The following is a 26,677-nucleotide window of genomic DNA, read 5'->3' on the forward strand; positions in this document are numbered from 1 at the left end:
GCGTGTCGTCCACTCCCGCGCCGATCATCGTCTCCGCCCTGTTCGGGCGGGCGGACCAAAGCTGGTTCGACGGGCTGCGGCGCGAGCATTTCCCGCCCGAGCGCAATGTCCTCGACGCGCATTGCACGCTGTTCCACCATCTGCCCCCCTCGGTGGAAGCGGAATTGAAGCATCGGCTGAACGGCCTGACGCGCGGGCTCCGCGCGCCGGAGGTCCGGGCGGGCGGGGTGATGTCGCTGGGCCGGGGTGTCGCGATCCGGATCGAGTCGCCGGGACTGGTCGCCATCCGTCGCGAACTGGTCGAGGCCTTTGCCGGTCTGCTGACCCCGCAGGATGCGGGCGGATGGCGGCCGCATGTCACAGTCCAGAACAAGGTGACGCCGACCACCGCCAAGCTGCTGCTGCAACAGATGGAGCGCGATTTCCGCCCCCGCGCGGTCGAGCTGATCGGGCTGGGCGCATGGTGGTATCGGGGCGGTCCGTGGGAAATGATCTCGCGTCATTTGTTCGCTTGACGCCCTGAAAACCCCTGTCTATAGGCGCGCCTCCACCGGGTGGAACGCCTGGCATGGCGAAGTAGCTCAGCTGGTTAGAGCAGCGGAATCATAATCCGCGTGTCGGGGGTTCAAGTCCCTCCTTCGCTACCACCCGGTGTATTTTCCCAACATTTTGAAGCATGTTACGCTCTCCGTGCGTGTCGTGGCCTTCTGTCCGGGAATGGGCTCACTCATAATCTGGCGCGTGGGATCACCGATGGGGATGCCCTGGCGACTCCCGTCCTGTCATGGTGCGCCGGTCGTTCCCGAGATCGTCCTTGTCGCTCCGAAGACTTGACCCGAAGCGGATCAAGTTTCCGCGATATGTCGCCCACTTTAGCATGTTCCGTCGGCATGTGGCTTGCACGTCCGCGCCCTTCGCATGGTCGGCAAATCGGATGATTTGGCCGACCAAATCGGTTCGGAAACCAACCTGCCGCAATGAGCCTTAAGATAAATGTGCTATTCCGATATTTTACGGTCGTGCCGTTGAGTGCGGCGTGGAATCTTGATCCAGATTGGTATATCGCGCCGACCTAGACGGATGGCATGTAAGGTTACGAATCGACATGCATTTTAACCGCTCCTTCGCATCTGAAGGATAGGAAATCCCAAAGATTTCAGGGGGGCTTTGGTTCTTACGCCGTGAACGCTGCAGTCTACGCCCTGATAGCCAATAGCTGCATGGCAGCGCTCTTCGTCATGACCTATGGCGTGGTGGCGGTGTCCTATCCGCGCCAGCGGGCGGCGGCGTGGTTCATGGGCAGCTACTTCCTGGGGTTCCTGACCCCGGTGTGCGAGTTGATGATCCGCTTCACCGATCATGTCCCGATCTTTTCGCTGCTCGGCTATGCCGTGTTCCTGGGCGGCATCCTGATGATGTCGGTGGGGGTGCAGGCTTTTGCCGGACGACGCCCGGCATGGCGATTCGCGCTGCTGGTCTGGATCGCCGGGATCGCGCTGCGGCTGGCGATCTGGGGCGGCGCACGGGGCTCCATGCCCTATGAGATGCTGTTCCAGCTGCCCTTCGCCATCGCGTCGTTCCTGGTGCTGCTGGCGGTGCGACGGATCGGGCAGAAGGGGCTGATCCGTGGTCTGCTGATGGGCATTTTCAGCATCATCTGCGGCCATTTCCTGGCAAAGCCGTTCCTCGCCATATCGCTGGGCTCGGGCGCTTCGGCCAAGGTCTATGCCAACAGTGTCTACGCCGTGGCGTCGCAGGTTTCGACCGGCGTGCTGCTGGTCGCGGCGGGGCTGTGCCTGATGCTGCTGGTCATCCAAAAGGCCCTGGAGGAGAGCATCCTCGATGCCGAGACCGATCCGCTGACCAAATTGACCAACCGGCGTGGATTGAACCGGATCGCGCCCCGCCTGATGGCTGAGGCGGAGCGGGACGGGCGGGGCCTGTATGTCCTGGTGCTCGACCTCGATCACTTCAAGCGGATCAACGACGACTATGGCCATGCGACCGGCGACGCGGTGCTGGTCGCCTTTGCCCGCCTGCTGGAGACGCTGGCAACGCGCGATGTCCTGACCGTGCGCATGGGGGGCGAGGAGTTCGCGCTGCTGGTTCCCGATGGGGAAAGCGCGCCGGACGCGATCGACAACCGCGCGACCCGATTGGGGCGCTCGATCCGCGTCGCGCTGGAGTCGTTCATGGACCCGGGCATGCCGCGCCTGACGGTCAGCGGCGGGGTCGTCCGCTATATCAAGGGGGAGGCGCTGGACGGGCTGGTCGCGCGCGCCGATCAACTGGCCTATCGCGCCAAGCGGGCCGGGCGCGACCGTATCCTGCACGACCGCAGCGATGTCGTGCCCGAGCGCAACATCGTCTGGCCCGAAACCGCGCGCCTCGTCGCGGGATAGATATCAGTCGAACACTCGATGGGGATCGTGCGCGACCAGCATCGCGTCGGCGCGGGCCAAGGCGATCAGGGTCAGTCCGTGCGCGCGGGCATGGTCGATCGCCAGGCTGGTCGGGGCGGAAATGCCGATCAGCAGTCCGACCCCCGCCACCAGCGCCTTGTCCACCATCTCATAGCTGATGCGCGATGTGACCAGGATGAAGTCGGCCTGGCGATCCGGCTCGACGGCCAGCCGTCCCACCAGCTTGTCGAGGGCATTGTGCCGCCCGACATCCTCCGCCGCCGCCAGCACCTGGCCGGTCGCGTCGCAAGCGACGGCGGCATGGATCGCGCCGGTCCGGGCGTTGAGCGGCTGATGCGCGCGGATATCGTCCAGCGCGGCGAACAGGGTCGCGGGGGGGACCCGTGGGGCAGGGGGGCGCTTCGTCACCGGACGGGCGATCTGCTCCAGTCCCGACAGGCCGCATAGGCCGCAACTCGTGTCGCTGGTCCGGTGGCGCACCCGATCCCGCATCCGACCGCGCAGATGCTCGGCAAGGGTGACGCGGACGATCCACCCCGCCTCCGCCGCAAAGGGCTCGATGGCAAGAATGTCGCGGGGTGCATCGATCAGCCGCTCGGTCAGGAGGAAGCCGGTGGCGAAATCCTCCAGCCGCTCCGGCGTCATCATCATCACCGCATAGCCGAAGCCGTCCACCTCGATCGCGACGGGGCACTCGACCGCCACGTCACGCTCGATCGATGTCGCCTGCCCGTTCGGGGTCAGGCGCAGCAATGTCAGCGGGCGGCTCGGCTCGGCATCGACGCTCACAGGGACGCTCATAGGGCGGCGAGATCGGCGGGGGTGTTCACATTGGCGATCGGCTCGGGCGAGGCGACCGGAATCGCCCCGATCGCGCGGGTCCAGCCGCGCACCGACCGATCCTGCCCCAGCGACAGATGCGCCATCAGATGCGCGCCCAGCGCGGCGGGCCACAGCCCCAGTACCGGCGCATCCCGGCAATAGCTGGGCTCGCGCCGCAATATCGCGTCGATCAACCCGTCCGGCAGGCGCGGCATGTCGCACCCGATGGTCAGCACGCAGCGAAAGCCATTGGCGGCGGCATAATCCAGCGCTCCGGCGATGCCGCCCAAGGGGCCCAGCCCCGGCTCCGGCATGTCCGGTACGCCATCATCCCCGCCCACCTGCACGACCCGCGCGCAATACGGCGCGATGGTGGCGCGGGCATGCGCCACCAATGTCCGGTCGCCGAACATCGCGACCGCCTTGTTCGAACCGAAGCGCGACGATCGCCCTCCGGCCAGTATGGCCCCCAATATGCTCATGCGGGGACGCGCACCTTCACCGGCACCGACTTGCCTGCGGGGACATGGCTGTCCAGCGCATGATGTTCCAGCGGGATCAGATAGTTGAGCTCGGGGTAATAGCCGCCGATGCAGCCTTCGGGGATGTTGTACTCGACCACCCGCAGCCCCTCGACCACGCGGTGCTCGCCGTCATCCGCGTCCCCCTCCAGCGCGATGGTCTGGCCGTCGGTCAGGCCCAGCCGCGCGATATCGGCCTTGTTCATCATCGCGACCATCCGGGTGCCGCTGATCCCGCGGAAGCGATCGTCATAGCCGTAGATGGTCGTGTTGAACTGATCGTTGGAGCGCAAGGTGATGAGGCGCATCCGGCCCTCGGCGGGCTCGATCCCGGAGGCGTCCATCGCGCGCGGCACGTTGAACTCGGCCTTGCCGCTCTCCGTCTCCCATTTGCGGTGCGAGGCGGGATTGCCCTTCCAGAAGCCGCCGGGTTCGAACAGGCGTTCGTTGAAATTGGCGAACTTGTCCGGATAGACATTCTCGATCGCGCTACGGACCAGTCCGTAATCGCCGACCCATTCGTCCCAGGGCACATTGGGGTTGGGCTCCAGTACCGCCTTGGCGATGCCCGCGACGATGGCGGGTTCGGACAGAAGCGTGTCGGCGGCGGGCGTCGCCTTGCCGACAGAGCCATAGATATGGCTGAACGAGTCCTCCATCGACACCGCCTGGCGACCGCCTTTCTGCATGTCGGTTTCCAACCGGCCGAGGCAGGGGAGGATGTAGCTTTCCTCGCCGGGGACCAGATGGCTCTTGTTGAGCTTGGTCGCGATATGGACGGTGATGGGTAGCTTGCCCCAGGCTGCCTTCATCTTGGCATGTTCCGGCGTTGCACGCAGGAAGTTGCCGCCAAGCTGGACGAAGCCCTGCGCCGTTCCCGCGATGATCTGGCGGCACGCCTCCACCGTGTCCCAGCCCTTTTCGGTCGGCGGCTCGAACTCGAACAATTCCTTCAGTCGCTCGACAGGGGCGAGTTCGGTCTTTTCGGTGATGCCGACGGTGCGCTGGCCCTGCACGTTGCTGTGCCCGCGCACCGGACCCGGCCCGGCCCCCTCGCGCCCGATATTGCCGCGCAGCAACAGCAGGTTGACGATCATGTGCAGCGCGTCGATGCCATAGCGATGCTGGGTGATGCCCATGCCATAGACCGCGATCACGCGTTCGGACTTCATATAGACGCGCGCGGCCTGCTCGATGGCGTCGCGGGTCAGGCCGCTATCGCGGATGATCTCGCTCCACGCGGCATTGCGACAGTAATGGGCGAAGTCCTCGAACCGCGTCGTGTGCTGTTCGATGAAGTGATGGTCGAGGATGCGTTTCGTGCCCTTGGCCACGGCGCGGTCATCCTCCTCGATCACCAGCTTGCAGATGCCGGTCAGCGCGGCGATGTCGCCGCCTGCCTTCACCTGATGATATTGGCTGGAAATCTCCGTCGAATTGCCGGTCAGCATCTGCACCGGGTTCTGCGGCGAGGCGAAACGCTCCCAGCCGCGCTCGCGAAGCGGGTTGAAGGTCACGATCTCCACGCCCCGCTTGGCGCAGGCTTGCAGATTGTGGAGCATGCGCGGCGAGTTGGTCGCGACATTCTGGCCAAAGGCGAAGATCGCGTCGCACTTGTCGTAATCCTCCATCTGGATCGTCGCGACGGGCGAGCCGATGGCGGATTTGAGGCCGACCGAGGTCGTCTCATGGCACATGTTCGAACTGTCGGGCAGGTTCTGCTGCCCCCACATCCGCGCGAACAGCGAATACATGAACGAGGTTTCGAGGCTGGCGCGGCCCGAGGCGTAGAGCACGACCTTGGTCGGATCGCACGCCTTCAGCTTCCGCCCGATCGCGGCGAAGGCGTCCTCCCAACTGATCGCGACATATTTGTCGGTCGCCCGGTCATAGCGCATCGGATGGGTGAGGCGGCCCGCCTGCTCCAGATCATGGTCGGGCCATGCCTCCAATTCGGTCACACTATGCCTGGCGAAGAAGTCCGGCGTGACGCGCAGGCTGCTGAGTTCCCAGGCCGTCGCCTTCGCGCCGTTCTCGCAGAACTCGGCGATATGCGGCTTGGCCGGTTTGCCCCAGGCGCAGCTGACGCACATCACCCCGCCGGGCTTGTTCTGGCGGCGCAGCGTGTCCAGCGTGTCGGGGCCAAGCCCTTCCTTGGGCAGGATCTTCGCCATGCCCTTCATCGAACCCCAGCCGCCGGCGGGGGCGGTATATTCGGTGATCTTCACATCGTCGTCGTCGCGCATCGGACAAATCTCCACTCGCAAGGCCAACGAAGCAAGCGCGGATTGGCCGCATGAGAAGCGGTTCATTTTTCGACGCGCAGCGCTTATCTGGAGACAAATCGTTTCACAGGAAGCCGGACATGACCACCCACGCCACCCGCATGCTCATCCTCGGTTCGGGGCCCGCCGGGCTCTCCGCCGCCATTTACGGCGCGCGGGCGGGGATGCGGCCTATCGTGGTGCAGGGCATCCAGCCGGGCGGGCAACTCACCACCACGACGGACGTGGAGAATTATCCCGGTTTCGCCGACGTCATCCAGGGGCCCTGGCTGATGGAGCAGATGCAGAAACAGGCCGAGCATGTCGGCGCGCGGATGATGTGGGACACCATCACCCAGGTCGATCTGACCAGCCGTCCGTTTCGCCTGATCGGTGATGGCGGCGACGTGTACGAGGGCGAGGTACTCGTCATCGCGACGGGCGCGCAGGCCAAGTGGCTGGGCCTCGACAGCGAGGACGCGATGAAGGGCAAGGGTGTCTCGGCCTGCGCCACCTGTGACGGCTTCTTCTATCGCGGCAAGAAGGTGGCGGTGATCGGCGGCGGCAACACCGCGGTCGAGGAGGCGCTGTACCTCACCAACCATTCGGACGACGTGACGCTGATCCACCGTCGCGACTCCTTGCGCGCCGAACGGATTCTTCAGGAGCGGCTCTTCGCGCATCCCAACGTCAAGGTCTTGTGGAACAAGGAAGTCCGCGAGTTCGTCGATGGCGGCGGCAATGCGGGTCTGGTCGCGCTCGACCTGCTCGACACCGTGACCGGAGAGCATAGCCGCCTGGACGTCGAGGGCGGCTTCGTCGCGATCGGCCACCACCCGGCGACCGAGCTGTTCCGGGGGCATCTCGAACTCGATTCGGATGGCTATATCGCGGTCGAGACGGGTTCGACCCGGACCAGCGTGCCGGGCGTGTTCGCTTGCGGCGACGTGGCGGACAAGGTCTATCGCCAGGCGGTGACGGCGGCGGGCACGGGCTGCATGGCGGCGCTGGACGCCGAACGCTTCCTCGCGGCGGCGGAGTTCGAGGACATGGCCAAGGCGGCTGAGTAAATCCTCCCCGGAACGGGGAGGGGGACCATGCGGAGCATGGTGGAGGGGGGCTTCGACAAAGGAAATCCCTCGCGGAGATCCCCCTCCACCACCGCTTCGCGGCGGTCCCCCTCCCCTTGCAGGGGAGGATTTAGCTGAGTCTGTCGATCGCCCCGGGCGTCAGCGATCCCGGAATGATCATCACCGGCACCGGCAGCGCGCCCGCGTCGGTGCCCGAGAAGTGGCTGACCAGCTTGCCCGGCGCGCCGCTCGCGGCGGCACCCAGCACCAGCGCGGCGATGTCGGGATTGGCCGCGATCATCTCGCGGATCACCTTGGGGCCATCGCCGTCGCGCACCGTGATCGACGGGCGCAGTCCCGATTCGTCCACGATCGTTCCCGCCGCACTGGCGAGCAGCGCTTCGGCCTGCTGGCGCGCCTCGTCCTCGATCGTCGCCTGCACCCCGCCGAACGCGATGAACTCCTGTGGCGGCAGCATCGTCAGGATTTCCACCCCGCCGCCGGTCTTCACCGCGCGCCGTGCCGCGAAGCGCAGGGCGATTTTCGACTCCGGGCTATCGTCGATCACGACCAGATAGATACGCATGGCGACCCCCTTTTTGTCTCGGACCGATGCCGTGACATAGTATTTCGTGCAAGGCCATGACTTGACCAAGCGCCATTCGGGCGCAAGAGACGGGCCGCTACGGAATTGGTTTGCCCCGAGAGGACCTCCATGTCGATCGAGATCAAGATGCCCGCGCTGTCGCCGACCATGGAGGAAGGCACGCTGGCCAAATGGCTGGTGAAGGAAGGGGACACGGTGAAATCCGGCGATATCATGGCCGAGATCGAAACCGACAAGGCGACGATGGAATTCGAAGCCGTCGACGAGGGCGTGATCGCCAGGATTCTCGTGTCCGAAGGTTCGGACAATGTGAAGGTCGGCACCGTCATCGCGATCCTGGCCGAAGAGGGCGAGGATGCTTCGTCGGTCCAGGCCCCGACCAAGTCGGAAACCCCGGCTCCGGCCAAGCCGATGCCGACCGACCCGACCGATCCCAACAAGACCGGCAGCGAGGCCAAGCCCGCCGAGCGCACCATCGAGCAGGCCGAGGATCACGGCAAGCCCGCCGATTCGGGCAGCAAGGCTGGCAACGGCCGCTCGATCGCCAGCCCGCTCGCGCGCCGCATCGCCTCGCAAAAGGGCCTCGACCTGTCCGCGCTGACGGGCTCGGGCCCCAATGGCCGCATCGTCAAGGCGGACGTCGAGAATGCGCAGCCGGGTCAGGCCAAGTCGGCCCCGGCGGCTTCGGCTCCCGCGGAAACCGCCTCGGCGCCCGCCGCCGCGCCCAAGCCCGCGCAGGTGCCGGACATCCCGCACGAGGCGTCGAAGCTGTCCAACATGCGCAAGACCATCGCGCGTCGCCTGACCGAATCGAAGCAGCAGGTGCCGCATATCTACCTGACGGTGGACGTGCGCCTCGACGCGCTGCTCAAGCTGCGTGGCGAGTTGAACGCCGGGCTCGAATCGCGTGGGGTGAAGCTGTCGGTCAACGACATGCTGATCAAGGCGCTGGGCGTCGCGCTGATGGCGGTGCCGAAGTGCAACGTCATGTTCACGCCCGATCAGTTGATCAGCTTCAAGCGCGCCGACATCTCGGTCGCGGTATCGACGCCTGCTGGCCTGATCACCCCGATCGTGTCGGAAGCCGATACCCGTTCGCTGTCGTCCATCTCGACCACGATGAAGGACCTCGCCACCCGCGCGCGCGACAACAAGTTGCAACCGCATGAATTCCAGGGCGGTACGGCCTCGATCTCGAACATGGGCATGTTCGGCATCAAGCAGTTCGAGGCGGTCATCAATCCGCCGCAGGGCATGATCCTGGCCATCGGCGCGGGCGAGAAGCGCCCCTATATCGTCGACGACCAGCTTGGCGTGGCGACCGTCATGTCGGCGACCGGCAGCTTCGACCACCGCGCCATCGACGGGGCCGATGGCGCCGAGTTGATGAAGGTGTTCAAGGAACTGGTCGAGCGTCCGCTGGCGATGCTGGCCTGATCGATACGAGGGCGGGGGCCGTGCGGGTTCTGATCGAACTATTCTATATCGGCCTGGGGCTGGTGGCGGCGCTCGTCATGACCTGGGCCGCCGCATGGGCCTATCCGCTGGCGCGTACCGAGATCTGGTGGTGCGGCATCGGCGCGATGGTGGCGACGGTGGTGATGGGCATCGGCCCGCTCCACCGTGCCCGCGTTGCCGACCGCATGGCCCGGAGGCACGCCGAGCAATGAGCATGCTGCCCGATCTGAACCCGACCATCCGCGTCACCGCCATGCCATCGGACGCCAATCCGTACGGTGATATCTTCGGCGGCTGGCTGATGGGCCAGATGGATTTGGCGGCGGGTTCGGTGGCGTGGCGCCATTCGGGCGGCCGCGCGGTGACAATCGCGGCGGAGGGGATGAAGTTCCACGCCCCCGTGCTCGTCGGCGACGAAGTGTCGGTCTATGCCACGCTGGTCCGGGTCGGCAATACGTCGATGACCATCGAGGTCGAGGCCTGGCGCCGCGCACGCCATATGGAAGAGGCGACCAAGGTGACGCAGGCGCGCTTCGTCTTCGTCGCGACCGACAAGGACCGCAAGCCGCGCACCGTTCCGCCGATGGCCCCGGTCGAAGACAACTGAAAACTATCTCGGGGTTGCACCCCACGCACCGCCAAGGCGCGCGTTCAGAAGGAAGAGCAAAGTGGCTGACACTTACGACCTTATCGTCCTCGGCTCCGGCCCCGGCGGCTATGTCGCGGCGATCCGCGCGAGCCAGCTTGGCCTGAAGGTCGCCATCGTCGAGCGCGAGCGGCTGGGCGGCATCTGCCTCAACTGGGGCTGTATCCCGACCAAGGCGCTGCTGCGTTCGGCCGAGGTCTATCATTACATGACCCATGCCGCGCAATATGGCCTGTCGGTCGAAAAGCCCTCGTTCAGCCTGGAGAAGGTGGTCGATCGCAGCCGCAAGGTCGCGGGCCAGCTCAATGCGGGCGTCAAGGGCCTGATGAAGAAGAACAAGGTCGCCGTCCATGAGGGCGTCGGCACGATCACCGGAAAGGGCAAGCTGACGGTCGTCCAGGGCGACAAGACCACCGAGCTGACCGCCAGGCACATCATCGTCGCCACCGGCGCGCGCGCGCGCGACCTGCCCTTCGCCAAGGCGGACGGCGAGCGCATCTGGACCTATCGCCATGCGATGGTGCCGCCCGCCATGCCGACCAAGCTGCTGGTCATCGGCTCGGGCGCGATCGGGGTGGAGTTCGCCAGCTTCTACAACGACATGGGTGCGGAAGTGACGATCGTCGAGATGCTCGACCGGATCATGCCCGTCGAGGACGCCGAAGTCAGCGATTTCATGACCAAGCAACTGACCAAGTTCGGCATGACCATCAAGACCAAGACGGGCCTCGAGAAGCTGGAAGCGACCGCGTCGGGCGTGAAGGCCCAGATCAAGGGCCCCGACGGCAAGGTCGAGACCGCCGAGTTCAGCCACGCGATCGTCGCCATCGGCATCGTCCCCAACACCGAGAATATCGGCCTTGAGAAGCTGGGCATCGAGACGGATCGCGGTCACATCAAGACCGACGGCTATGGCCGCACCAATGTCGAGGGGGTGTGGGCGATCGGCGACGTGACGGGCGCCCCGTGGCTGGCGCACAAGGCGAGCCATGAGGGCGTAATCGCCGCCGAGGCCATTGCGCAGGCGCTGGGCAACAAGGATGTCCACCCGCACGCGATGGACAAGGGCAACATCCCCGGCTGCACCTATTCGCGTCCGCAGGTCGCGTCGGTCGGTCTGACCGAGGCCAAGGCCAAGGAAGCCGGTTACAGCGTGAAGGTCGGCAAGTTCCCCTTCATCGGCAACGGCAAGGCCATCGCGCTGGGCGAGGCCGAAGGTTTCGTGAAGACCGTGTTCGACGCCAAGACCGGCGAACTGCTGGGCGCGCACATGGTCGGCGCGGAAGTGACCGAGATGATCCAGGGCTATGTCGTCGCCCGTCAGTTGGAGACGACCGAGGCCGAACTGATGGAGACGGTGTTCGCGCACCCGACCATTTCGGAATCGATGCACGAATCGGTGCTGGCCGCTTATGGGCGCGCGCTGCATATCTGATTTTGTGCCTGTCGGATTTGGGAAAGGGGCTCGCGGTGGCGGGCCCCTTTTCGTTTGGGGGATTCCCGTCGCCCTGCCAAGAGCAAGCCGTCAAAGCCCCGCGATTACTGCAACACTCTCCCGCAATGTCGCGAAATCCGCCGCCAGCAACCCCATCGTCACATCGAAGATGGTCCGCGCATCCAATCCCGCCGAGGGAAGGTCGAAGCCGATCACCGCATCGGTCACGACCGTCACCGCAAAGCCCAGATCGCTCGCCGAGCGCACGGTCGAGTTTACGCAGAACCCCGCCACGGCACCGACGACGAACAGGCGCGCGATGCCCCGCTGGCGCAAATGGGTTTCCAGTGACGTGCTGGGGAAGGCGGAGGAGGTGGTCTTCACCAGCACCGTCTCGCCCGGCCTTTCCCGCGCACAGGCCATCGGCGGATATCCCGGCGCATCGGGGTGCAGGGGCGAAGCAGGATCGGCCTCGGCATGGCGGATATGGATCACCGGGCGTCCCGCGTCGCGAAAAGCGGCGGCCAGCGCTTCGATGGCGGCGGGCGCGCGCCCATTGACGTGCGGTCGCCCATCCTCGATCCGCTGTTGCATCACCATTTGCATGTCGATGATCAGAAGCGCGGTGTCGTTGTCCAAGGCCTGTTCCCCCATTGGCCGAGCGATGCTAGGCGGAGCGGGGCGTCCGGACCAGCCCATGATGCAAGGCCCATGCCCGCCGATTGGCATCGCCATGCCGCAATGCACCGCATTCCGCTTGCGAAACATCCGCTTTTGCCCGCATCGGTCGCGTCCGTCATGACCCGAGCCTTTAGCCACCGCCTGCGCATTGTCATCGCCACGCTGGTCCTGTTCGCGCTCAGCATGCTGATCTTCGCGCCTGGCTATGTCGAATATGACAGCGTCGGCCAATATGGTCAGGCGCTGAGCGGTCGATATGACGACTGGCATCCGCCGGTCATGGCACGGCTCTGGTCGCTGTTCGTCGGCCATGGTGCCGGACCGATGCTGGCGCTGCAACTGGCGGGCTGGTGGCTGGGGCTGGGCGGCGTGGCGGCGGCGATCGTCGACCGGCGGCCGCGCGCCGCGCTGATGGTGCTGGCGATCGGGCTGGTGCCGCCCTGGCTGGGCTGGCAGGTCACCGTCCTGAAGGACGCGCAGATGACCGGCGCGGCACTCGCCGCCGTCGGAATCATCGGCTGGTGGCGATTGCGCGAGCGAAGCGTCCCGCCCGCGGCCTGGGTGGCGGCGGGGCTGCTGCTGACCTATGCCGCGCTGGTCCGGGCCAATGCGATCTTCGCCATCGCGCCGCTGGTCGCGCTTCTCATGCCTGCGCGCTGGCGGAGCCGGATCGCGATCGTCATCGGGCTGACTCTGGCGACGCTCATTCTGTCGCCGGTCGTGAACCATCGCCTGCTGGGGGCGAAGGACAGCGGCGTCGCGCGGACCCAGGCGCTCTACGACCTGGCGGGGATCGCGGTTCGGGTGGGGGACGATCCGAGACTGGGCCTCAGCGCCGCGGAGATCGCGGAGATCGCCGCGAAGCGATGCGTGAAGCCGTTCTTCTGGGACCCGTTGGGCGAGCGGACCCGGTGCGGCACCTTGCTCCAGCGGTTCGAGATCATGTCGCCGGTCAGCATCTATGCCCGGCTAGCCCCCGCCATCATGCATCATCCGGTCGCCTATGCCGAACAAAGGCTGGCGCATGGAAATTCGACATGGCGCCTCTGGGTTCCCGCGCGCTGGCCCAGTGCCAGTCCGCCCGAGGCGAGCGAACCCAATGATCTCGGCCTGACGCAGCCGGGGCGTGTCGCCCTGACGTGGCAGCGCATGGCGGGGCAGTGGGTGGACGTGCCCGTCATGTGGCCGATCGTCTGGGTGACCCTGTCCATCGGCGGGCTGGCAGTGACACGGGGGCGGGGGCTGGCGGGGGCGCTGTTCGGCTCGGCGCTGGGGCTGGAGGCGAGTTTTCTGGTGATCAGCGTCGCTTCCGACTTCCGCTATCATCTGTGGCCGGTCGTCGCCTGTGCGCTGGGCATGGTGCTGGCCAAGCCGTGGCGGGGCGACCGGCGGATCGTCGGTGCGACGCTCGGTGCGCTGGGGCTCGTCCTGCTGATCGGCGGGATCGCGCGGGCGACGCTGCCCGTACCGCCGCAAAGCTATGAGGGGATGCTCGGCTGAACCCGAAAGCACGAGCGCGGCGTTGACCCGCCCGAAAGGAGCCGCGCATGGCCGAGGATCACGAGCAGGTATACGCCGATTTCAAGGAGGCCGTGAACATGGCCCCCGCCGAGCTGGAGAAATTCCTGGATACCGACGAATCCCGGCAGGTCGGCCAGAAGAAGGGGCGGATCGGACGAAAGCGTCGGGCATGAATCCGGCGGCAAGATCATCGCGATCAAGCGCAAGAAGAAGGCCGATCTGACCGACGACGATTATGCGCATATGAAGAAGGTCGTCGGCTATGTGCACCGGCATTTGAAGCAGGGCGGGCCCGGCAAGGATGTCGAGCATTCGCCGTGGCGGTACTCGCTGATGAACTGGGGGCATGATCCGTTGAAGGATTGAGATGCCCAGAACGCCGTTCAGCCTGAGCGAAGTCGAAGGCCAAGGGAATCCTGTCGCCGCAACTCCAACCACCACCCCGGCGAAGGCCGGGGTCCAGTGGCCACCAAGTCCGTGGCGCGCTCGATAGCGCACCCCAACGGGACCCCGGCCTTCGCCGGGGTGGCAGCGGCGTGGGGTGAGGACGGGGCGTGGCCTTGGACTTCGCTCAGGCTGAACGGGGGATGGGGATGCTGGCTCCGAGGTGATGGGCATAGAAAAAGGGCCCGGTCTTTCGACCGAGCCCCTCTCAAATCCCGATGGGAAAATCACGCCGCGACGTCGTACGGCTTGATCTCCCCCGCCAGATAGAGGTTGCGGGCCTTGGCGCGGCTCAGCTTGCCCGAGCTGGTGCGGGGCAGGGTACGCGGCGGGATCAGTTCGATCACGCAGTTCATCCCCGTCACCGCACGCACCCGCTCGCGGATTTCGTCGCGCAGGCGCAGCCGCTCCTCATCGTCCGAGCTGCGGCACTGGACCAGCACGGCGGGGGTTTCCTCGCCGCCCGGCGTGGTGATGGCGAAGGCGGCGATGTCGCCCGCCTTGAAGCCCGGAAGCTGCTCGACCGCCCATTCGATGTCCTGCGGCCAGTGGTTGCGGCCGTTGACGATGATCATGTCCTTGGCGCGGCCGACGATGTAGATATAGCCCTTGGACATATAACCCATGTCGCCGGTGTCGAGCCAGCCATCGACCAGGCAGGCGTCGGTCGCGGCCTGATCGCGGAAATAGCCGACCATCACCGACGGGCCCTTGCACCACACCTTGCCGATGGCGCCATCGGGCAGGGGGGTGCCGTCCTCCTCGCGGATTTCGATGGTCATGTCGCGCGCGGGCTTGCCGCAATTGACGATGGCGCGGAAACGCTGGGGCCGGTCGGCGCCGCGTGCGCCGCCCGACAACTGCGTTTCCTCGACCAGTTCGACGCGAATGCCCTCGCCCGGCGGCATGATCGACACGGCCAGCGTCGCCTCGGCCAAGCCATAAGACGGCAGGAAGGCCGTCGCCTGGAAACCCGCATCGGCAAAGGCGTCGACGAAGGACTGCATCACGTCGGGACGGATCATGTCCGCGCCATTGCCCGCCAGCCGCCAGCGCGACAGGTCGAAGCGATCCGACGCCTTGGTCTGCGATGAGATGCGGCGCGCGCAGATGTCATAGCCGAAGGTCGGCGAATAGCTGACCGAAGTGCCCGGATTGCGGCTGATCATGTCGAGCCAGGCGAGCGGGCGGCGCGCGAAATCCTCGGTCTTCAGGTAATCGGTCGAGACCTGGTTGGCGATCGGCGACAGGAAGCAGCCGACCAGACCCATGTCGTGATACCAGGGCAGCCAGGAGATGCAGCGGTCGCTCTCCTGGATCTTCATGCCATGGCTGTGCGCGGCCAGATTGTTGAGCAGCGCATGGTGGGTGATCGCCACGCCATGGGGAAAGCGGGTCGAGCCGCTGGAATATTGCAGATAGGCGATCGCCTGCGGATCGGCCTTGGGCAGATCCGTCTCGGGTGCGGCGCGGGTGGCGAAGCTGTCCCAGTCGACACCCTCGCAGCCCGCCGCGTCCGCAGCCGCGCCTGCCATCTGGGCGAGTTCGGGCGGATAGATCAGCATCTTGGGGTCGCAGCTGGCGAGCTGGACGCGAAGCTGTTCGATATAGCTGTCGCGCCCGCCGAACGAGGTCGGCAGCGGCAGCGGCACCGGCCACGCGCCCGCATAGATGACGCCGAAGAACAGCGCGGCGAATTCCGGCCCCGTCTCGGCGACCAACGCGATCCGGTCCTCGGGCGCGATGCCGCTGGCGATCAGGCGGCGGGCACAGGCCAGCGCGTCCTCGCGCAGTTCGGCGAACGGATAGGCGCGGGCCAACACCCCACGCGCGTCGTGGAAATTCAGGCCACGCGCGCCCGAAGCGGCATAGTCCAGCGCCTCGCCCAGCGTGTCGAAGTCGGCGAAGCGGCGGGGGCGCGCATCCTCGGTCGGCGTCGCGATGATGGCGCGCGCGTCGTCCTGATGGTGCTCGATCGTCATGGCCTTGCCTTCGTTCCTTATGCTTTTGCATCCCCGCATCGCACATGGCGAGGACGAATGAATCTTTTCCGCCGCGGATAGCGGCTTCCCGCGTTCTAAATCCGGTGTCACTGTGGCACAAACAAGGCGTGTCCGCCGATCGTCGCCCGCCAAAGCCCCTTGATCCCAAATCCCTGGAGCACCTCGCGCTGCGCTATGTCGAGCGATTTGCGACGACCGAGGGCAAGCTGGTCGATTATCTGGTGCGAAAGCTGCGCGAACGGGGCTGGGCGGGGGCGGATTCGCCCGCCCCGGGCGAGTTGGCGGCGCGGATGGTGTCGCTCGGCTATATCGACGATCGCGCCTATGCCGAGGCGAAGGCGGCGTCGCTGGCGCGGCGCGGGTTGGGCGCGCGGCGGGTGCGACAGGCGTTGCAGGCGGCGCGCGTGGGGGCGGAGGATCACGAAGCGATCGCCCCGCAACTGGCCGAGGCCGCGCGCGACGCGGCACTCGCCTTTGCCCGACGCAAGCGAATCGGCCCCTTCGGCCAGGGCGAGGCGGATCGGGCGACGCGGGAGAAGCAGTTCGCCGCGATGATGCGGGCTGGCCATGGCAGTGCGCTGTCCCGCCGGATCGTCGCGGCGGCCCCCGGCGAGGTTATCGACGACGATTGTTATTGATCCACAACAAGATGGCATCTTTCCGAGGTCCGAAAGACGCAGTTCGTCCCAGTCCGGACCAGCATAAAGTGACGGCATCGCATTGCAGGCGCGAACAATGGTGCTAGCAATAGCATCAAGGGTGCGATGATGCTGGATGAAACGCCAATCAACGGGGGCGGCATCGACGGCGAGACGGCAGATACGGCCGTAGGGCTGGCGGGAGTCGTCAAATGGTTCGACGTGACGCGGGGCTTCGGCTTCGTCGTGGCGGACGATCCGCTGTACGGGGACGTGCTGGTCCATTTTTCCGTGTTGCAGCCGCATGGTCGCCGCAGCCTGCCCGAAGGGGCGCGGGTGGAGGCGCTGGCAGTGCGCGGTGGGCGAGGCTATCAGGCGCGCCAGGTGCTCTCGATCGACCTGACCCATGCCGTGCCCGAGCCGGCGAAGCGCCCGCGCGCGACCGACCGGGTCGACCCCGTCGCGCTGGTGACGGAGGCGGGGGAGCCCGAACCGGTCGCGGTCAAATGGTTCAACCGGCTGAAGGGCTATGGCTTTCTGCTGCGCGACCGTGACGGGGCGGATATCTTCGTGCATATGGAAACGCTGCGGCGCGGCGGCATCGTCGATGTCGAGCCGGGCCAGTCGCTGGCCGCGCGCATCGTCGAGGGGCCCAAGGGGCCGCTGGCGGTCGTCGTGACGGAAAGACATCGGGAATGACACGGATGAAGCGGGCTGGCGGTGCGGCGGCGCTGGCGCTGATGCTGGCGGGCGCGGGGTTGAGCGGCTGTTCCAAGGACGCCTCATCCTCCTCGACTGCGGAGACGCAGAAGGCCTCGACGGTGCCGGTCACTGTGACCACCGCGCAGGGCAAGCATGTCTTTCAGGTCGAAGCGGCCCGCACCACCGCCGAACAGGCGCAGGGTTTGATGTACCGCACCGACCTGAAGCCCGATGGCGGCATGTTATTCGCACCCTATCCGCCGGAGGGCGGGGGGCCGCGCGTGGCGGAATTCTGGATGAAGAACACGCCGACCTCGCTCGACATCCTGTTCATCCGCGCGGACGGCACCATCGCGCGCATCGCCGAGAATACGCCTCCGTTCAGCGAGGGCAAGATCCCCTCGGGCGAGCCGGTGGCGGCGGTCCTGGAACTGGTCGGCGGTCGCGCGGCGGAACTGGGCATTTCGGAGGGCGATTCGGTCTCCTGGCCGCGCTGACGCGAGCGGCGGACGCTCTGTGGATAAGACGACACCGTCGCCCCAAACCGCTCCCCTCCCGCAGGCGGGAGGGGATGGGGGAGGGCCCGGCCCCAGGCGATCCTGCCTGTGGCATCGCCCTGCGACCTCCCCTTGCAGGCGACGAACAGAAGTTGCTCTCACCCCCCACGTCCCGCCCACCACACACGAACGCGGTTGAAGGGCGGCGACAGGCGGGCTACACGGCGCGTCATGGGCATCAACCTCAATCCCTTCACCTGGTGGAACGGCGCCACCATCGGCACCTGGTTCGGTCTGCGCGGCAAGGCGCAGGTGGGCGAGGATGCGCACGGCAACGTCTATTATGAGGGCGGTCGCGATACCGCCGGTCGACCGCGCCGCTGGGTGATCTATAACGGCCCGAACGATGCCAGCCGGGTTCCGGCCGAATGGTTCAGCTGGCTGCATCATCAGGTCGAGGACGTGCCCGATCGCTCGCTGCCGCCGCGTCGCGCGTGGCAGAAGCCCGCCTTGCCGAACATGACCGGCACCGCTCTGGCCTATCGCCCGTCGGGTGCGCTGGAAAAGGGTGGCCAGCGTCAGGCCGCGACCGGCGACTATGAAGCCTGGACGCCCGAGGGGTGAAGACGGCTCGCTGGCTGGCCGGTGCTGTGCTGGCCGCCGCACTGGGTGTCGGAGGCTGGTTCGGATACCAGTCGCTGCCCCATAAGGACACGACCGCCGGAGACGATTCGGCGGTCAGCCAGATCCTGCCCGATCGCCCCGGCGGCGGTTCGGGAATCGAATCGGTCGATGCCGGACAGGCGACCCTCCCCACCGGCGGCACGCCGATGGCGCAGCGGGTCGCGGTGATCGGCCTGCTCAACAAGCGTAACGGCGTGTCCCGCGACCTGACGTTGAAGCCCGGCCAGGCGATCCGGGTCGGCGATGTCGTCGTCCGCCTGCGCGCCTGCGAAAAGACCGCCTCCTGGGAGCCCGAGCAACTGACCGGCGCCTTCGTCCAGCTCGACGTGCGCGGGGCGGATCAGCGGTGGCAGCGTGTCTTCTCTGGCTGGCTGTATAAGGAACGCCCCGCGCTCAACGTCGTGCAGCACCCGGTCTATGATGTCTGGGCCAAGAGCTGCACGATGTCCTGGCCCGAAACCGGCCCCGATACGGTCCCGGCGGCGACGCCCGGCGCGGCCCCCAAGCGGTCGAGCGCGGCGAAGTCGCCCGGCGCGGACACGCCGGAAGCGGATGCACCCGGCGCGACGACCCCGGCCAACGCATCGGACAATAGCGCGACATAATCGTCGCGCCCGATCTCGACCGCGCCCATGGTCGACAGATGCGGGGTCTGGAACTGGCAGTCGAGCAGGCTGTAGCCCCCGGCCCGCAGCCGCGCGATCAGCCAGACCAGCGCGACCTTCGACGCATCGGTGCGGCGGCTGACCATCGATTCGCCGAAAAAGGCGCGCCCCAGGCTGAGGCCATAGAGGCCGCCGACCAGTTCGTCGCCGTCCCAGCATTCGATCGAATGGGCGAACCCCATGTCGAACAGGTCGATGAACACCCGTTCGATGGCATAGTTGATCCAGGTCTCCGGCCGGTCGTCGACGCTTTCGGCGCAGAGCCGGATGATCGATTCGAACGCGGTGTCCGCCGTCACCCGGAAACGATCCTTCGCCACCGTCTTGCGCAGCGAGCGCGACAGGTGAAATCCGTCGAGCGGCAGGATGGCCCGCTTGCGCGGCTCGACCCAATAGACATGCTCGGTATCGCGGGTGTCGGCCATCGGGAACACCCCGACGGCATAGGCGCCCAGCACCAGATGGGGGGTCAGTCGCTCGGTGGCGCCGGATCCCGCGCGGCGGCTCATGCCCCGGCCAGTCGCCGTTCGATCGCCTGCCACAATTGGGCATAGGCCTTGGCCGCGGTGCTGCGGGGGGCGAAGCTGGCGACGGGGGCGCGGTGCTGCCCCATCGCCTCGACCAGGCTGGCCATCGGGATGACCGGCCAGTCGGGGTGGGCGGCCAGCGCATCGGCATGGAGCCTGCGGCGGCGGTCGGCCATGACATGCACCGGCATCAACGGCACCCGCCCCCGGACATGCCCGTCCACCACCTCCAGAGCGCGAGTGGCGAGAGCCGAGGGGACGACCGGCACGACGATCAGGTCGACCGCGCGTAACACCTGCTCGGTGGTCTCGGTCAGCCCCGGCGGACAGTCGAGAATGACCCGGTCATATCCGTCGAGCCGCTCGATCAGCTTGCCCAGCCGCTTCTTCTTGTCGATCTGGTGGAACAACAGGTCGAGGCCGCGCAGCGACTCGTCCGCACCGATCAGCGAGAGGCGGGGAATGGCGGTCGGGCGGATCAGCCGGTCGACCGCGACGTCGCGGGAAAAAATCGCCTGCGCCCGATCGCCCGGCGCGGCCCCGCCCAGCAGCCAGGTCGAGGCGGCTTGCGGGTCGAGATCCCATAACAGCGTCCGGCGCGCCGCCAGCATCGCCGCGCACCAGCCCAGATTGACGGCCATACTGGTCTTACCCACGCCGCCCTTCAGGCTGTAGATCGCGATCGCGGCCACGGTTCGTCCCGACCTCCCTGATGACAGGCCATGAAAAAGGCCGACGGAGATATCCCCGCCGGCCGGCTTTCGATCAAGACCCTATCGTCGGTTAACCGACGATGGGATCAGATATGGCAGATCTGCGCCGCCTTCTTGGGCGTCGTCAGGGTGATGGCCTTTTCGTCACCCGTCATCTTCCAGCCGCCTTCGGCGGTCAGCGGCTCACCGGCGGCAGGCGCCTTCAGCACCACCGGCGTCTCGCCTTCCTTCAGGCGGACATTGGCCTGCTTGTCGCCTTGGAAGAAGGTGACGAAGACCAGGCTGTTGTCCTTGCAGCGAAAGCTCTTGTCCGCCTTGATCGCGGGCGGCAGTTCGACCGGCGCGCGGTTGGCGAGGATGTTGGCCATGGGGTCGGGATTGGTATCGACGACCTCGGGCTGGCTGGGCTTGGAATTGCACGCTGCGAGTGCGAGCAGCGGTGCGGCGACGAAAACGGGGAGGAGGCTTTTCATAGCGGGGCATTGCTTCGCAAATGCAGCAACCCGGCGTCAAGCGTCACATGCGCTTCTGCCACCGAATGTCCAACATTTCGCATGGCTATGGCTCGCGCTTGCCCGTGCCCAAGCAAGGCTTTGCTTGCCGTGTCGCGGGGCAGGGGCCATCTAGCGGCTATGGACGTGACCCCCGACACCCTGGCCCTGATCGGCAACACCCCGCTCGTTCGCCTGAAGGGCCCCAGCGAAGCCACCGGCTGCGACATTTACGGCAAGTGCGAATTCGCCAATCCGGGCGCCAGCGTGAAGGACCGCGCGGCGCTGTTCATCGTCGAGGATGCCGAGGCGCGCGGGCTGCTGCGTCCCGGCGGCACCATCGTCGAGGGGACGGCGGGCAATACCGGGATCGGTCTGGCGCTGGTCGCCAATGCCAAGGGCTATCGCACGATCATCGTGATGCCCGAGACGCAGAGCCGCGAGAAGATGGACACGCTGCGCGCGCTGGGAGCGGAACTGGTGCTGGTGCCCGCCGCGCCCTATTCCAGCCCCTGTCACTTCGTCCACACCTCGCGCCGGATCGCCGAGGAGACGGACAATGCGATCTGGGCCAACCAGTTCGACAATATCGCCAACCGTCGCGCGCATATCGTGGGTACCGCCGAGGAAATCTGGAACCAGATGGGCGGGAGGGTCGACGGCTTCACCTGTGCGGCGGGCACGGGCGGCACGCTGGCGGGCGTCGGCCTGGGGCTGAAGGCGCATGACGAATCGATCACCATCGCGCTCAGCGACCCGCATGGCGCGGCGCTGTACGACTATTACGCGCATGGCGAGCTGAAGTCGGAAGGGTCATCGGTCGCCGAGGGGATCGGGCAGGGGCGGATCACCGCCAATCTGGAAGGCGCGCCGGTTGATACCCAGTTCCGCATCTCGGATGCCGAGGGCTGGTATTGGGTGCACCGCCTGCTGACCGAGGAGGGGCTGTGTCTGGGCCTGTCATCGGGGATCAACGTGGCGGGAGCGGTCGCCTTGGCGCGCGCGCTGGGGCCCGATAAGCGTATTGCAACCATTTTGTGCGATACGGGGTTTCGCTACCTCTCCACGCTTCATAATCCGGCGTGGCGGGCCGAAAAGGGTCTGTAGGCGATGGTCGCCTCGGCCCAAAGGTCGACAGAAGGCCCGACGCGGGTTACAATATCGCATTCATGAAATCACCCGACCATCATCATATCATGCAGCGCGTGAAAGTCGGTATGATCGGCCTGGCTTCGGTTATCCTGCTGATCGCGATTGCCAGCACGATTCTCGGCTCGCTCAATCGTGACGAGCCGCCGGTCGCCGCCGCCGGCGCAGCCCAATCCAACATGGTCGTTGACATGGCCATGACCAACAGCACCGCTACGCCCACCAACGAGCCGCTCGCCGAACTGGGCATCGCCCCCGCGCCGGTCAACGCCCAGGCCCCCGCCGATTCCGCTCGCTGACGCGGGACGATTTTTTCGAGACCTGTCTACGACCGGCCCCCGCCGGGGTCATGGGTGATCCAAAATGTGAGGGCCGTCCGAAGCGCGACAGGGCCAGCGGGAATCACTGAGGTTCGGTGAAGTCGATGATGCGCGGCGGCGCTTTCGACCGCATGACGGGCTCGATTCCTGACCGAACGCCACCCCTCCGTGCTCCATTCATGGTTAATGCACATCAGGATGCATATTTTCTTCTCAGCTCCGAAAAAGCCGGGAAAACCGGGGAAAGCCTGCCTCCAAGGCGTAATTCCGTCACTCTGCCGATACTTCGCCGATGGTGTGATCCCGCCCGTCGCCCAGCCGTTCGTCGCATATTCCATGTTTCAGGAGCGCTTTCCCCGGTTATCCCCAAAAATCCCGTTGCCTCCCGCCTATGCTATAGGTAAACCTGTTTCCAACAGAGGGGCAGGCTCACTGTTATCCAGAAATGGTCGGGATGCGGCGCGGGTCGGGTTCCGAAACGGTGGGGCATGCGCGCCATGGGCGAGGTTGGCGTGTCCGAAAGGGGTTTGTATCAGGGAAGTGGCATCGGCCTTGTCGACGACAAGGGCCGCGTCGCCATCCCCAATGCACTCCGCTCCACGCTGGCTCAGAATGCGCCGCGCCCCGACGGAAAGGATGGCGGGACCATCATCATCGCGGTCCACGAAACCGAGCGTTGTCTGATCGCTTATGATCCGGGTTATGTCGCCGTGCTGAAGAAGGAACTCGACGCGCGGACCGAAATGTCGCGCGGGCCCGATGGCCGGATCGATTACAATATCAAGCGCGACCTCGCCAATGGCGAGGCGGTGCCGTTCGACGGGTCGGGCCGGTTCATCATGCCGGGCTTTCCCCGCTTCCATGCCGGGATTGCGGGTCATGCCTTTTTCTGGGGCACGTTCGACTATATCGAAATCTGGGACCCCAAGACGCTGGTCGAGACGCCGGGCCTGCCCCCGAAGATGATCTCGGCCGCGCGTTTCCATTGCCAGGAAAAGGGGATCGCGCTGTGAGCGTGATGCCCGACGCGCCCCATATCCCGGTCCTGCTCGACGAAGTGCTCGACGCGCTCGCCATCGCCCCCGGCGAGACGCATGTCGACGGCACGTTCGGCGCGGGCGGCTATACCCGTGCGATGCTGGGGCAGGGAGCGAAGGTCATCGCCTTCGACCGCGATCCCGACGCCATCGCCAATGGCCAGGCGCTGGTCGCCGCACAGCCGGGGCTGACCCTGGTCCACCGCGAATTTTCGGGTCTGGACCAGGAACTGGCCGCGCCGGTCGACGGCGTCGTGCTCGACATCGGCGTATCCTCGATGCAGCTCGACCAGGCGGAGCGCGGCTTTTCGTTCCAGGGCGACGGCCCGCTCGACATGCGCATGGCGCAGGCCGGCGAATCGGCGGCGGACTTCCTCAACACCGCCGACGAGGCCGCGATCGCCGACGTCCTCTATCATTATGGCGAGGAGCCGCGCTCGCGTCGGGTGGCGCAGGCGATCGTCGCGGCGCGTCCGCTGACCCGCACCGGCGAACTGGCCGCCGTGGTCCGCCGCGCGCTCGGCTATCGCCCGCATGACAAGAAGGACCCGGCGACGCGGACCTTCCAGGCGATCCGCATCCATGTGAATCGGGAGCTGGACGAACTGGCGGACGGTCTGGCGGCGGCGGAGCGGGCGTTGAAGCCCGGTGGGCGGCTGGCGGTGGTGACCTTTCACAGCCTGGAAGATCGCATGGTCAAGCGCTTCTTCCGCGAACGCGCCGGGCAGATGCCGGGCGGCTCTCGCCACCTGCCCGAACAGGCGGCGGCGCGCGCGCCCAGCTTTACCAATGTCGGCAAGGCGATCCGCGCGGGCGAGGTCGAGCTGGCCCGCAATCCGCGCGCGCGATCGGCGACGTTGCGGTTTGCGACACGAACGGAATCGCCCGCCTGGTCGGCGGGACATGGAACGGGTGTGGGACGGGCGCCGGGGGGCGAGTTGGGTCAGGAGTTGGGCGTATGACGGCGGCGTATCGGTTGAAGGGGATCGGTTGGTTCGGGAGCTGCGTCGCGGTCGTCCTGGGCTTTTACCTGGTGTCCTTGCAGGTGGCGGCCGAGCGCAAGAAGCTCGACGACGTCAATGCGCGCATCCGCACCGCCGAGCGCGACATCCGCGCGCTGGAGACCGAGTTCGACACTCGCGCCAATCTGGTCCAGCTGGAAAAGTGGAACGGCGACACGCTGGCGCTGACCGCGCCGGTTGCGGGGCAGTTCGTCGGTGACGAGGCCCAGCTCGCCTCGCTGGACGTGACGCGCGGGCCCGCCGCCGGTGCCGTCCAGACCGCCGCGCTGCTCGTTCCCGCCCAGTCGGTTCCGGTCACCCAGCCGGTCGTGACCACGGCCGCTCCCGCCCAGCTTGCCCCCGCCCAGCTTGCCCCCGCCAAGCCCGTCGCGCCCGCCTCCGTCGTGCGTCTGGCCAAGGTCGAACTGCCCCAGCCGCAGGTGGTGAAGGCCGTAGCCGAGCGGATCGTCGCGCCCAAGGCCGCCAAGACCGCCCCGATTGCCACCGTCCGCACCGCCGCCGCCGTCGCCAAGGTGCGTCCGCAGGCCGTGGCGATGCTCGACCGCCAGCTTCTGTCCGACACGACGCTGGGCGACATCCTGAAGGGGGCCAAGACCGAATCGCGGCGGCGGCATTGAGCGTACTCGTCGCCCGTCCCGCCGGAACCCAACGTACCGCCGGCCAGCGCCACGCGCTGGTCGCGACGACGCATATGCGGCTGATGATGCTGATGATGCTGTTCGGCGCGGCGGTGTTCGTCGTGATCGGGCGTCTGGTGATGCTGGCGATCTTCGCCGGACCCGCCGATGCGGCGGCGCGCACCGCGACGCTGGCCGCGCGGGGCGATATCGTCGACCGCAATGGTGCGCCGCTGGCCCGCACGATCGACAGTTGGACCATCGCGGTCCATCCGAAGAAGCTGATCGGCGATCCGATGGAGATCGCCGCGCGGCTGGCCGCGCTGATGCCCGATCGCGGGGATCAGGCTTGGTTCTACAACCAACTGACCCGCAAGGCGAATTTCGTCTATCTGCAACGCCGCGCCAGCCCCGCGCTGGTCGAGCAGGTCAACGCCATCGGTGAGCCCGGCCTGGTCTTCGATCGCGAGACGCAGCGCCTCTATCCGCAATCCAACCTGGCCGCGCATGCGCTGGGGTTCCTGTCCACCGACGGCCACGGGATGAGCGGGATGGAGCGGGTGCTCGACGAGCGGCTGCTGAACCCCGCCGAGACAGGCAAGCCGGTCGCGCTGTCGCTCGACACGCGGGTGCAGGCGGCGCTGGAGAGCGAACTAGGCCGTGCGATGAACACCTTCTCGGCGCGCGGCGGCGGCGGCATCGTGCTGGACGTGAACACCGGTGAGGTGATCGCGATGGTCTCGCTCCCCACCTTCAACCCCAATCGCGTGGGCATGGCGGGCACCGAGGAACTGCGCAACATCACGACGCAGAGCGTGTTCGAACTGGGTTCGACCTTCAAGCCGATCACCATGGCGACCGCGATGGAGAATGGCGTCGTCACCTCGATGCAGCGGCGCTTCGACGCGACCCATCCGCTCAAGGTCGGCGGCTATACGATCCATGACGAACAAGGCGATCCGAAGCGCTGGCTGAACATGGCCGAGACGCTGATCTACTCCTCCAACATCGCCACCGCGCGTGTCGCCGACGAGATCGGGCCGCAGCGTATGCAGGCGATGTTCAAGAAGCTGGGCTTCGACACCAAGCCCGATATCGAATTGCGCGAAAAGGGCCGTCCGCTGCTGCCCACCTATTGGGCGCGGACCACGACGATGACGACCGCTTATGGGCATGGCATCGCGGTGACGCCGCTGCACCTCGCATCGGCCTATGCCGCGCTGGTCAATGGCGGCATCTGGCGGCCCGCGACCCTGTTGAAGGTCGCGCCCGGTCATGCGCCGGAGGGGCGGCGCGTGCTGAGCGAGGCGACGAGTGCACGGATGCGCCAGATGCTGCGTCTGGTCGTGATGCGCGGTACGGGCCGCAAGGGCGATGCACCGGGCTATCGCGTCGGCGGCAAGACTGGTACGGCCGAAGCGGCAGTGGCGGGGGGCTATGATCGCTCGCGCAACGTGGCGACCTTCGCGGCGGCCTTTCCGATGGATGCGCCGCGCTATGTCGTGCTGGCGATGCTCGACTCGCCGAAGGGGACGAAGGAGACGTTCGGGTGGAAGACCGCAGCCTGGAACGCCGCCCCCGTGGTCGGGCGAACGATCACGCGGGTGGGCGCGATGCTGGGCGTCGTGCCGGATGCGAACAAGGACGTCGACGTGTCCGACATCCTGCCGACCTTGTGGCAGGATCCCAAGGCGCCGCCGGTGGATGGACGATGAGGGGG

29 protein-coding genes, 1 tRNA gene and 1 pseudogene are annotated in these 26,677 nt (G+C 66.6%); 22 read left to right on the plus strand and 9 right to left on the minus strand.

What is annotated here, in order from left to right; translation table 11 throughout:
• Positions 1–2: 2 nt before the first annotated feature.
• The 3 genes from QE379_RS07300 to QE379_RS07310 all read left to right on the plus strand — a co-directional run bounded on the left by QE379_RS07300 (position 3) and on the right by QE379_RS07310 (position 2,402).
• Complete coding sequence (locus QE379_RS07300) at positions 3–515, plus strand: 2'-5' RNA ligase family protein (protein WP_306999278.1); 513 nt, start codon at positions 3–5, stop codon at positions 513–515.
• A gap of 55 nt (positions 516–570) precedes the next feature.
• Positions 571–647, plus strand: a tRNA-Met gene (locus tag QE379_RS07305).
• Between the two features lie 573 nt (positions 648–1,220).
• On the plus strand, positions 1,221–2,402 hold the full coding sequence (locus QE379_RS07310; protein ID WP_306999280.1) for a diguanylate cyclase: 1,182 nt from the start codon (positions 1,221–1,223) through the stop codon (positions 2,400–2,402).
• A 3-nt stretch (positions 2,403–2,405) separates the two neighbouring features.
• Here the strand turns inward: QE379_RS07310 and fdhD are convergent, their stop codons facing one another.
• From fdhD to QE379_RS07325, 3 genes are read right to left on the minus strand one after another with little or no spacing between them, the layout of a single operon-like run.
• Entirely contained in the window at positions 2,406–3,212 is an 807-nt protein-coding gene (gene fdhD / locus QE379_RS07315) for a formate dehydrogenase accessory sulfurtransferase FdhD (RefSeq protein ID WP_306999281.1), read from the minus strand.
• 8 nt (positions 3,213–3,220) lie between these two features.
• Complete coding sequence (locus tag QE379_RS07320; RefSeq protein ID WP_306999284.1) at positions 3,221–3,727, minus strand: molybdenum cofactor guanylyltransferase; 507 nt, start codon at positions 3,725–3,727, stop codon at positions 3,221–3,223.
• Positions 3,724–6,012: an FdhF/YdeP family oxidoreductase gene (locus tag QE379_RS07325; protein ID WP_306999287.1), complete on the minus strand. Its 2,289-nt coding sequence runs from the start codon at positions 6,010–6,012 to the stop codon at positions 3,724–3,726. Before QE379_RS07325 ends, QE379_RS07320 begins: the two co-directional genes overlap by 4 nt.
• Before the next feature lie 119 nt (positions 6,013–6,131).
• Here QE379_RS07325 and trxB point away from each other — a divergent pair, with 119 nt between their 5' ends.
• Entirely contained in the window at positions 6,132–7,100 is a 969-nt protein-coding gene (trxB, locus tag QE379_RS07330) for a thioredoxin-disulfide reductase (RefSeq protein ID WP_306999288.1), read from the plus strand.
• A 130-nt stretch (positions 7,101–7,230) separates the two neighbouring features.
• Here trxB and QE379_RS07335 read toward each other — a convergent pair whose 3' ends face one another.
• Entirely contained in the window at positions 7,231–7,686 is a 456-nt protein-coding gene (locus QE379_RS07335; protein ID WP_306999290.1) for a universal stress protein, read from the minus strand.
• A 129-nt stretch (positions 7,687–7,815) separates the two neighbouring features.
• On the opposite strand from QE379_RS07335, the gene QE379_RS07340 reads away from it, so the two are divergent.
• The 4 genes from QE379_RS07340 (at position 7,816) to lpdA (ending at position 11,246) form a co-directional block, all read left to right on the plus strand.
• Positions 7,816–9,144, plus strand: a complete 1,329-nt coding sequence (locus tag QE379_RS07340; RefSeq protein WP_306999292.1) for a pyruvate dehydrogenase complex dihydrolipoamide acetyltransferase — start codon at positions 7,816–7,818, stop codon at positions 9,142–9,144.
• A 20-nt stretch (positions 9,145–9,164) separates the two neighbouring features.
• Positions 9,165–9,377: a hypothetical protein gene (locus tag QE379_RS07345; protein ID WP_306999294.1), complete on the plus strand. Its 213-nt coding sequence runs from the start codon at positions 9,165–9,167 to the stop codon at positions 9,375–9,377.
• Positions 9,374–9,772 (plus strand): acyl-CoA thioesterase, encoded by a 399-nt coding sequence (locus QE379_RS07350; RefSeq protein ID WP_306999296.1) that lies wholly within the window; start codon positions 9,374–9,376, stop codon positions 9,770–9,772. The genes QE379_RS07345 and QE379_RS07350 overlap by 4 nt, the downstream gene beginning before the upstream one ends.
• 61 nt (positions 9,773–9,833) lie before the next feature.
• Entirely contained in the window at positions 9,834–11,246 is a 1,413-nt protein-coding gene (gene lpdA / locus QE379_RS07355) for a dihydrolipoyl dehydrogenase (protein WP_306999298.1), read from the plus strand.
• Between the two features lie 90 nt (positions 11,247–11,336).
• Here the strand turns inward: lpdA and QE379_RS07360 are convergent, their stop codons facing one another.
• On the minus strand, positions 11,337–11,885 hold the full coding sequence (locus tag QE379_RS07360; protein ID WP_306999300.1) for an isochorismatase family protein: 549 nt from the start codon (positions 11,883–11,885) through the stop codon (positions 11,337–11,339).
• A 159-nt stretch (positions 11,886–12,044) separates the two neighbouring features.
• On the opposite strand from QE379_RS07360, the gene QE379_RS07365 reads away from it, so the two are divergent.
• Genes QE379_RS07365 through QE379_RS07375 form a run of 3 tightly spaced genes read left to right on the plus strand, consistent with a single transcriptional unit; the run spans position 12,045 to position 13,814 of the window.
• On the plus strand, positions 12,045–13,427 hold the full coding sequence (locus tag QE379_RS07365) for a hypothetical protein (RefSeq protein ID WP_306999302.1): 1,383 nt from the start codon (positions 12,045–12,047) through the stop codon (positions 13,425–13,427).
• Positions 13,428–13,474: 47 nt separating this feature from the next.
• Complete coding sequence (locus tag QE379_RS07370; protein WP_306999304.1) at positions 13,475–13,621, plus strand: DUF3140 domain-containing protein; 147 nt, start codon at positions 13,475–13,477, stop codon at positions 13,619–13,621.
• Positions 13,557–13,814: a DUF3140 domain-containing protein gene (locus QE379_RS07375; protein WP_307003123.1), complete on the plus strand. Its 258-nt coding sequence runs from the start codon at positions 13,557–13,559 to the stop codon at positions 13,812–13,814. Before QE379_RS07370 ends, QE379_RS07375 begins: the two co-directional genes overlap by 65 nt.
• Positions 13,815–14,119: 305 nt before the next feature.
• On the opposite strand, the gene QE379_RS07380 is transcribed toward QE379_RS07375, so the two are convergent.
• On the minus strand, positions 14,120–15,874 hold the full coding sequence (locus QE379_RS07380) for a fatty acyl-AMP ligase (RefSeq protein WP_306999305.1): 1,755 nt from the start codon (positions 15,872–15,874) through the stop codon (positions 14,120–14,122).
• Between the two features lie 128 nt (positions 15,875–16,002).
• On the opposite strand from QE379_RS07380, the gene QE379_RS07385 reads away from it, so the two are divergent.
• From QE379_RS07385 to QE379_RS07405, 5 genes and pseudogenes are all read left to right on the plus strand, one after another.
• On the plus strand, positions 16,003–16,533 hold the full coding sequence (locus tag QE379_RS07385; protein WP_306999306.1) for a regulatory protein RecX: 531 nt from the start codon (positions 16,003–16,005) through the stop codon (positions 16,531–16,533).
• A 129-nt stretch (positions 16,534–16,662) separates the two neighbouring features.
• Positions 16,663–17,232, plus strand: a complete 570-nt coding sequence (locus QE379_RS07390; protein ID WP_307003125.1) for a cold-shock protein — start codon at positions 16,663–16,665, stop codon at positions 17,230–17,232.
• A 5-nt stretch (positions 17,233–17,237) separates the two neighbouring features.
• Positions 17,238–17,732 (plus strand): DUF192 domain-containing protein, encoded by a 495-nt coding sequence (locus QE379_RS07395; protein ID WP_307003126.1) that lies wholly within the window; start codon positions 17,238–17,240, stop codon positions 17,730–17,732.
• Positions 17,733–17,963: 231 nt separating this feature from the next.
• The gene (locus QE379_RS07400; RefSeq protein ID WP_267434845.1) at positions 17,964–18,356 is read left to right on the plus strand and encodes an NADH:ubiquinone oxidoreductase subunit NDUFA12; all 393 of its coding nucleotides are present in this window, start codon (positions 17,964–17,966) and stop codon (positions 18,354–18,356) included.
• Between the two features lie 206 nt (positions 18,357–18,562).
• Positions 18,563–18,796, plus strand: a pseudogene (locus tag QE379_RS07405) (DUF2155 domain-containing protein); the annotation flags it as partial.
• Between the two features lie 35 nt (positions 18,797–18,831).
• Here QE379_RS07405 and aat read toward each other — a convergent pair.
• The 3 genes from aat to QE379_RS07420 all read right to left on the minus strand — a co-directional run bounded on the left by aat (position 18,832) and on the right by QE379_RS07420 (position 20,794).
• Complete coding sequence (aat, locus tag QE379_RS07410; protein WP_306999309.1) at positions 18,832–19,590, minus strand: leucyl/phenylalanyl-tRNA--protein transferase; 759 nt, start codon at positions 19,588–19,590, stop codon at positions 18,832–18,834.
• Positions 19,587–20,300 carry a ParA family protein gene (locus QE379_RS07415; RefSeq protein WP_306999311.1) on the minus strand — a complete coding sequence of 238 codons (714 nt, stop codon included), beginning with the start codon at positions 20,298–20,300 and terminating at the stop codon, positions 19,587–19,589. Before QE379_RS07415 ends, aat begins: the two co-directional genes overlap by 4 nt.
• Positions 20,301–20,407: 107 nt before the next feature.
• Positions 20,408–20,794: a hypothetical protein gene (locus QE379_RS07420; RefSeq protein WP_306999313.1), complete on the minus strand. Its 387-nt coding sequence runs from the start codon at positions 20,792–20,794 to the stop codon at positions 20,408–20,410.
• Between the two features lie 159 nt (positions 20,795–20,953).
• Here QE379_RS07420 and QE379_RS07425 point away from each other — a divergent pair, with 159 nt between their 5' ends.
• The 6 genes from QE379_RS07425 (at position 20,954) to QE379_RS07450 (ending at position 26,672) form a co-directional block, all read left to right on the plus strand.
• Positions 20,954–21,919, plus strand: coding sequence for a cysteine synthase A (locus tag QE379_RS07425; RefSeq protein WP_306999316.1), 966 nt, complete (start codon positions 20,954–20,956; stop codon positions 21,917–21,919).
• A 62-nt stretch (positions 21,920–21,981) separates the two neighbouring features.
• Entirely contained in the window at positions 21,982–22,260 is a 279-nt protein-coding gene (locus tag QE379_RS07430; protein WP_306999318.1) for a hypothetical protein, read from the plus strand.
• Positions 22,261–22,793: 533 nt separating this feature from the next.
• Complete coding sequence (locus QE379_RS07435) at positions 22,794–23,294, plus strand: division/cell wall cluster transcriptional repressor MraZ (protein ID WP_306999321.1); 501 nt, start codon at positions 22,794–22,796, stop codon at positions 23,292–23,294.
• Positions 23,295–23,299: 5 nt separating this feature from the next.
• A complete protein-coding gene (gene rsmH / locus QE379_RS07440) occupies positions 23,300–24,280 on the plus strand; it encodes a 16S rRNA (cytosine(1402)-N(4))-methyltransferase RsmH (RefSeq protein WP_306999323.1) in 981 nt (326 codons plus the stop codon).
• The gene (locus tag QE379_RS07445) at positions 24,277–24,957 is read left to right on the plus strand and encodes a hypothetical protein (RefSeq protein ID WP_306999325.1); all 681 of its coding nucleotides are present in this window, start codon (positions 24,277–24,279) and stop codon (positions 24,955–24,957) included. Before rsmH ends, QE379_RS07445 begins: the two co-directional genes overlap by 4 nt.
• A complete protein-coding gene (locus QE379_RS07450) occupies positions 24,954–26,672 on the plus strand; it encodes a penicillin-binding protein 2 (protein ID WP_306999327.1) in 1,719 nt (572 codons plus the stop codon). The genes QE379_RS07445 and QE379_RS07450 overlap by 4 nt, the downstream gene beginning before the upstream one ends.
• Positions 26,673–26,677 lie beyond the last annotated feature (5 nt).

It is taken from the genome of Sphingomonas sp. SORGH_AS_0879 (assembly GCF_030819175.1).
Lineage (GTDB): Bacteria > Pseudomonadota > Alphaproteobacteria > Sphingomonadales > Sphingomonadaceae > Sphingomonas.

Bases quoted from the DNA above. Each gene is read 5' to 3' on its own strand.
- QE379_RS07310 (WP_306999280.1), top strand. From the start codon at position 1,221: ATGGCAGCGCTCTTCGTCATGACCTATGGCGTGGTGGCGGTGTCCTAT.
- QE379_RS07320 (WP_306999284.1), bottom strand. From the start codon at position 3,727: ATGAGCATATTGGGGGCCATACTGGCCGGAGGGCGATCGTCGCGCTTC.
- QE379_RS07325 (WP_306999287.1), bottom strand. From the start codon at position 6,012: ATGCGCGACGACGACGATGTGAAGATCACCGAATATACCGCCCCCGCC.
- trxB (WP_306999288.1), top strand. From the start codon at position 6,132: ATGACCACCCACGCCACCCGCATGCTCATCCTCGGTTCGGGGCCCGCC.
- QE379_RS07335 (WP_306999290.1), bottom strand. From the start codon at position 7,686: ATGCGTATCTATCTGGTCGTGATCGACGATAGCCCGGAGTCGAAAATC.
- QE379_RS07340 (WP_306999292.1), top strand. From the start codon at position 7,816: ATGTCGATCGAGATCAAGATGCCCGCGCTGTCGCCGACCATGGAGGAA.
- QE379_RS07350 (WP_306999296.1), top strand. From the start codon at position 9,374: ATGAGCATGCTGCCCGATCTGAACCCGACCATCCGCGTCACCGCCATG.
- QE379_RS07365 (WP_306999302.1), top strand. From the start codon at position 12,045: ATGACCCGAGCCTTTAGCCACCGCCTGCGCATTGTCATCGCCACGCTG.
- QE379_RS07370 (WP_306999304.1), top strand. From the start codon at position 13,475: ATGGCCGAGGATCACGAGCAGGTATACGCCGATTTCAAGGAGGCCGTG.
- QE379_RS07380 (WP_306999305.1), bottom strand. From the start codon at position 15,874: ATGACGATCGAGCACCATCAGGACGACGCGCGCGCCATCATCGCGACG.
- QE379_RS07390 (WP_307003125.1), top strand. From the start codon at position 16,663: ATGCTGGATGAAACGCCAATCAACGGGGGCGGCATCGACGGCGAGACG.
- QE379_RS07395 (WP_307003126.1), top strand. From the start codon at position 17,238: ATGAAGCGGGCTGGCGGTGCGGCGGCGCTGGCGCTGATGCTGGCGGGC.
- QE379_RS07400 (WP_267434845.1), top strand. From the start codon at position 17,964: ATGGGCATCAACCTCAATCCCTTCACCTGGTGGAACGGCGCCACCATC.
- aat (WP_306999309.1), bottom strand. From the start codon at position 19,590: ATGAGCCGCCGCGCGGGATCCGGCGCCACCGAGCGACTGACCCCCCAT.
- QE379_RS07420 (WP_306999313.1), bottom strand. From the start codon at position 20,794: ATGAAAAGCCTCCTCCCCGTTTTCGTCGCCGCACCGCTGCTCGCACTC.
- QE379_RS07425 (WP_306999316.1), top strand. From the start codon at position 20,954: ATGGACGTGACCCCCGACACCCTGGCCCTGATCGGCAACACCCCGCTC.
- QE379_RS07430 (WP_306999318.1), top strand. From the start codon at position 21,982: ATGAAATCACCCGACCATCATCATATCATGCAGCGCGTGAAAGTCGGT.
- rsmH (WP_306999323.1), top strand. From the start codon at position 23,300: ATGCCCGACGCGCCCCATATCCCGGTCCTGCTCGACGAAGTGCTCGAC.
- QE379_RS07445 (WP_306999325.1), top strand. From the start codon at position 24,277: ATGACGGCGGCGTATCGGTTGAAGGGGATCGGTTGGTTCGGGAGCTGC.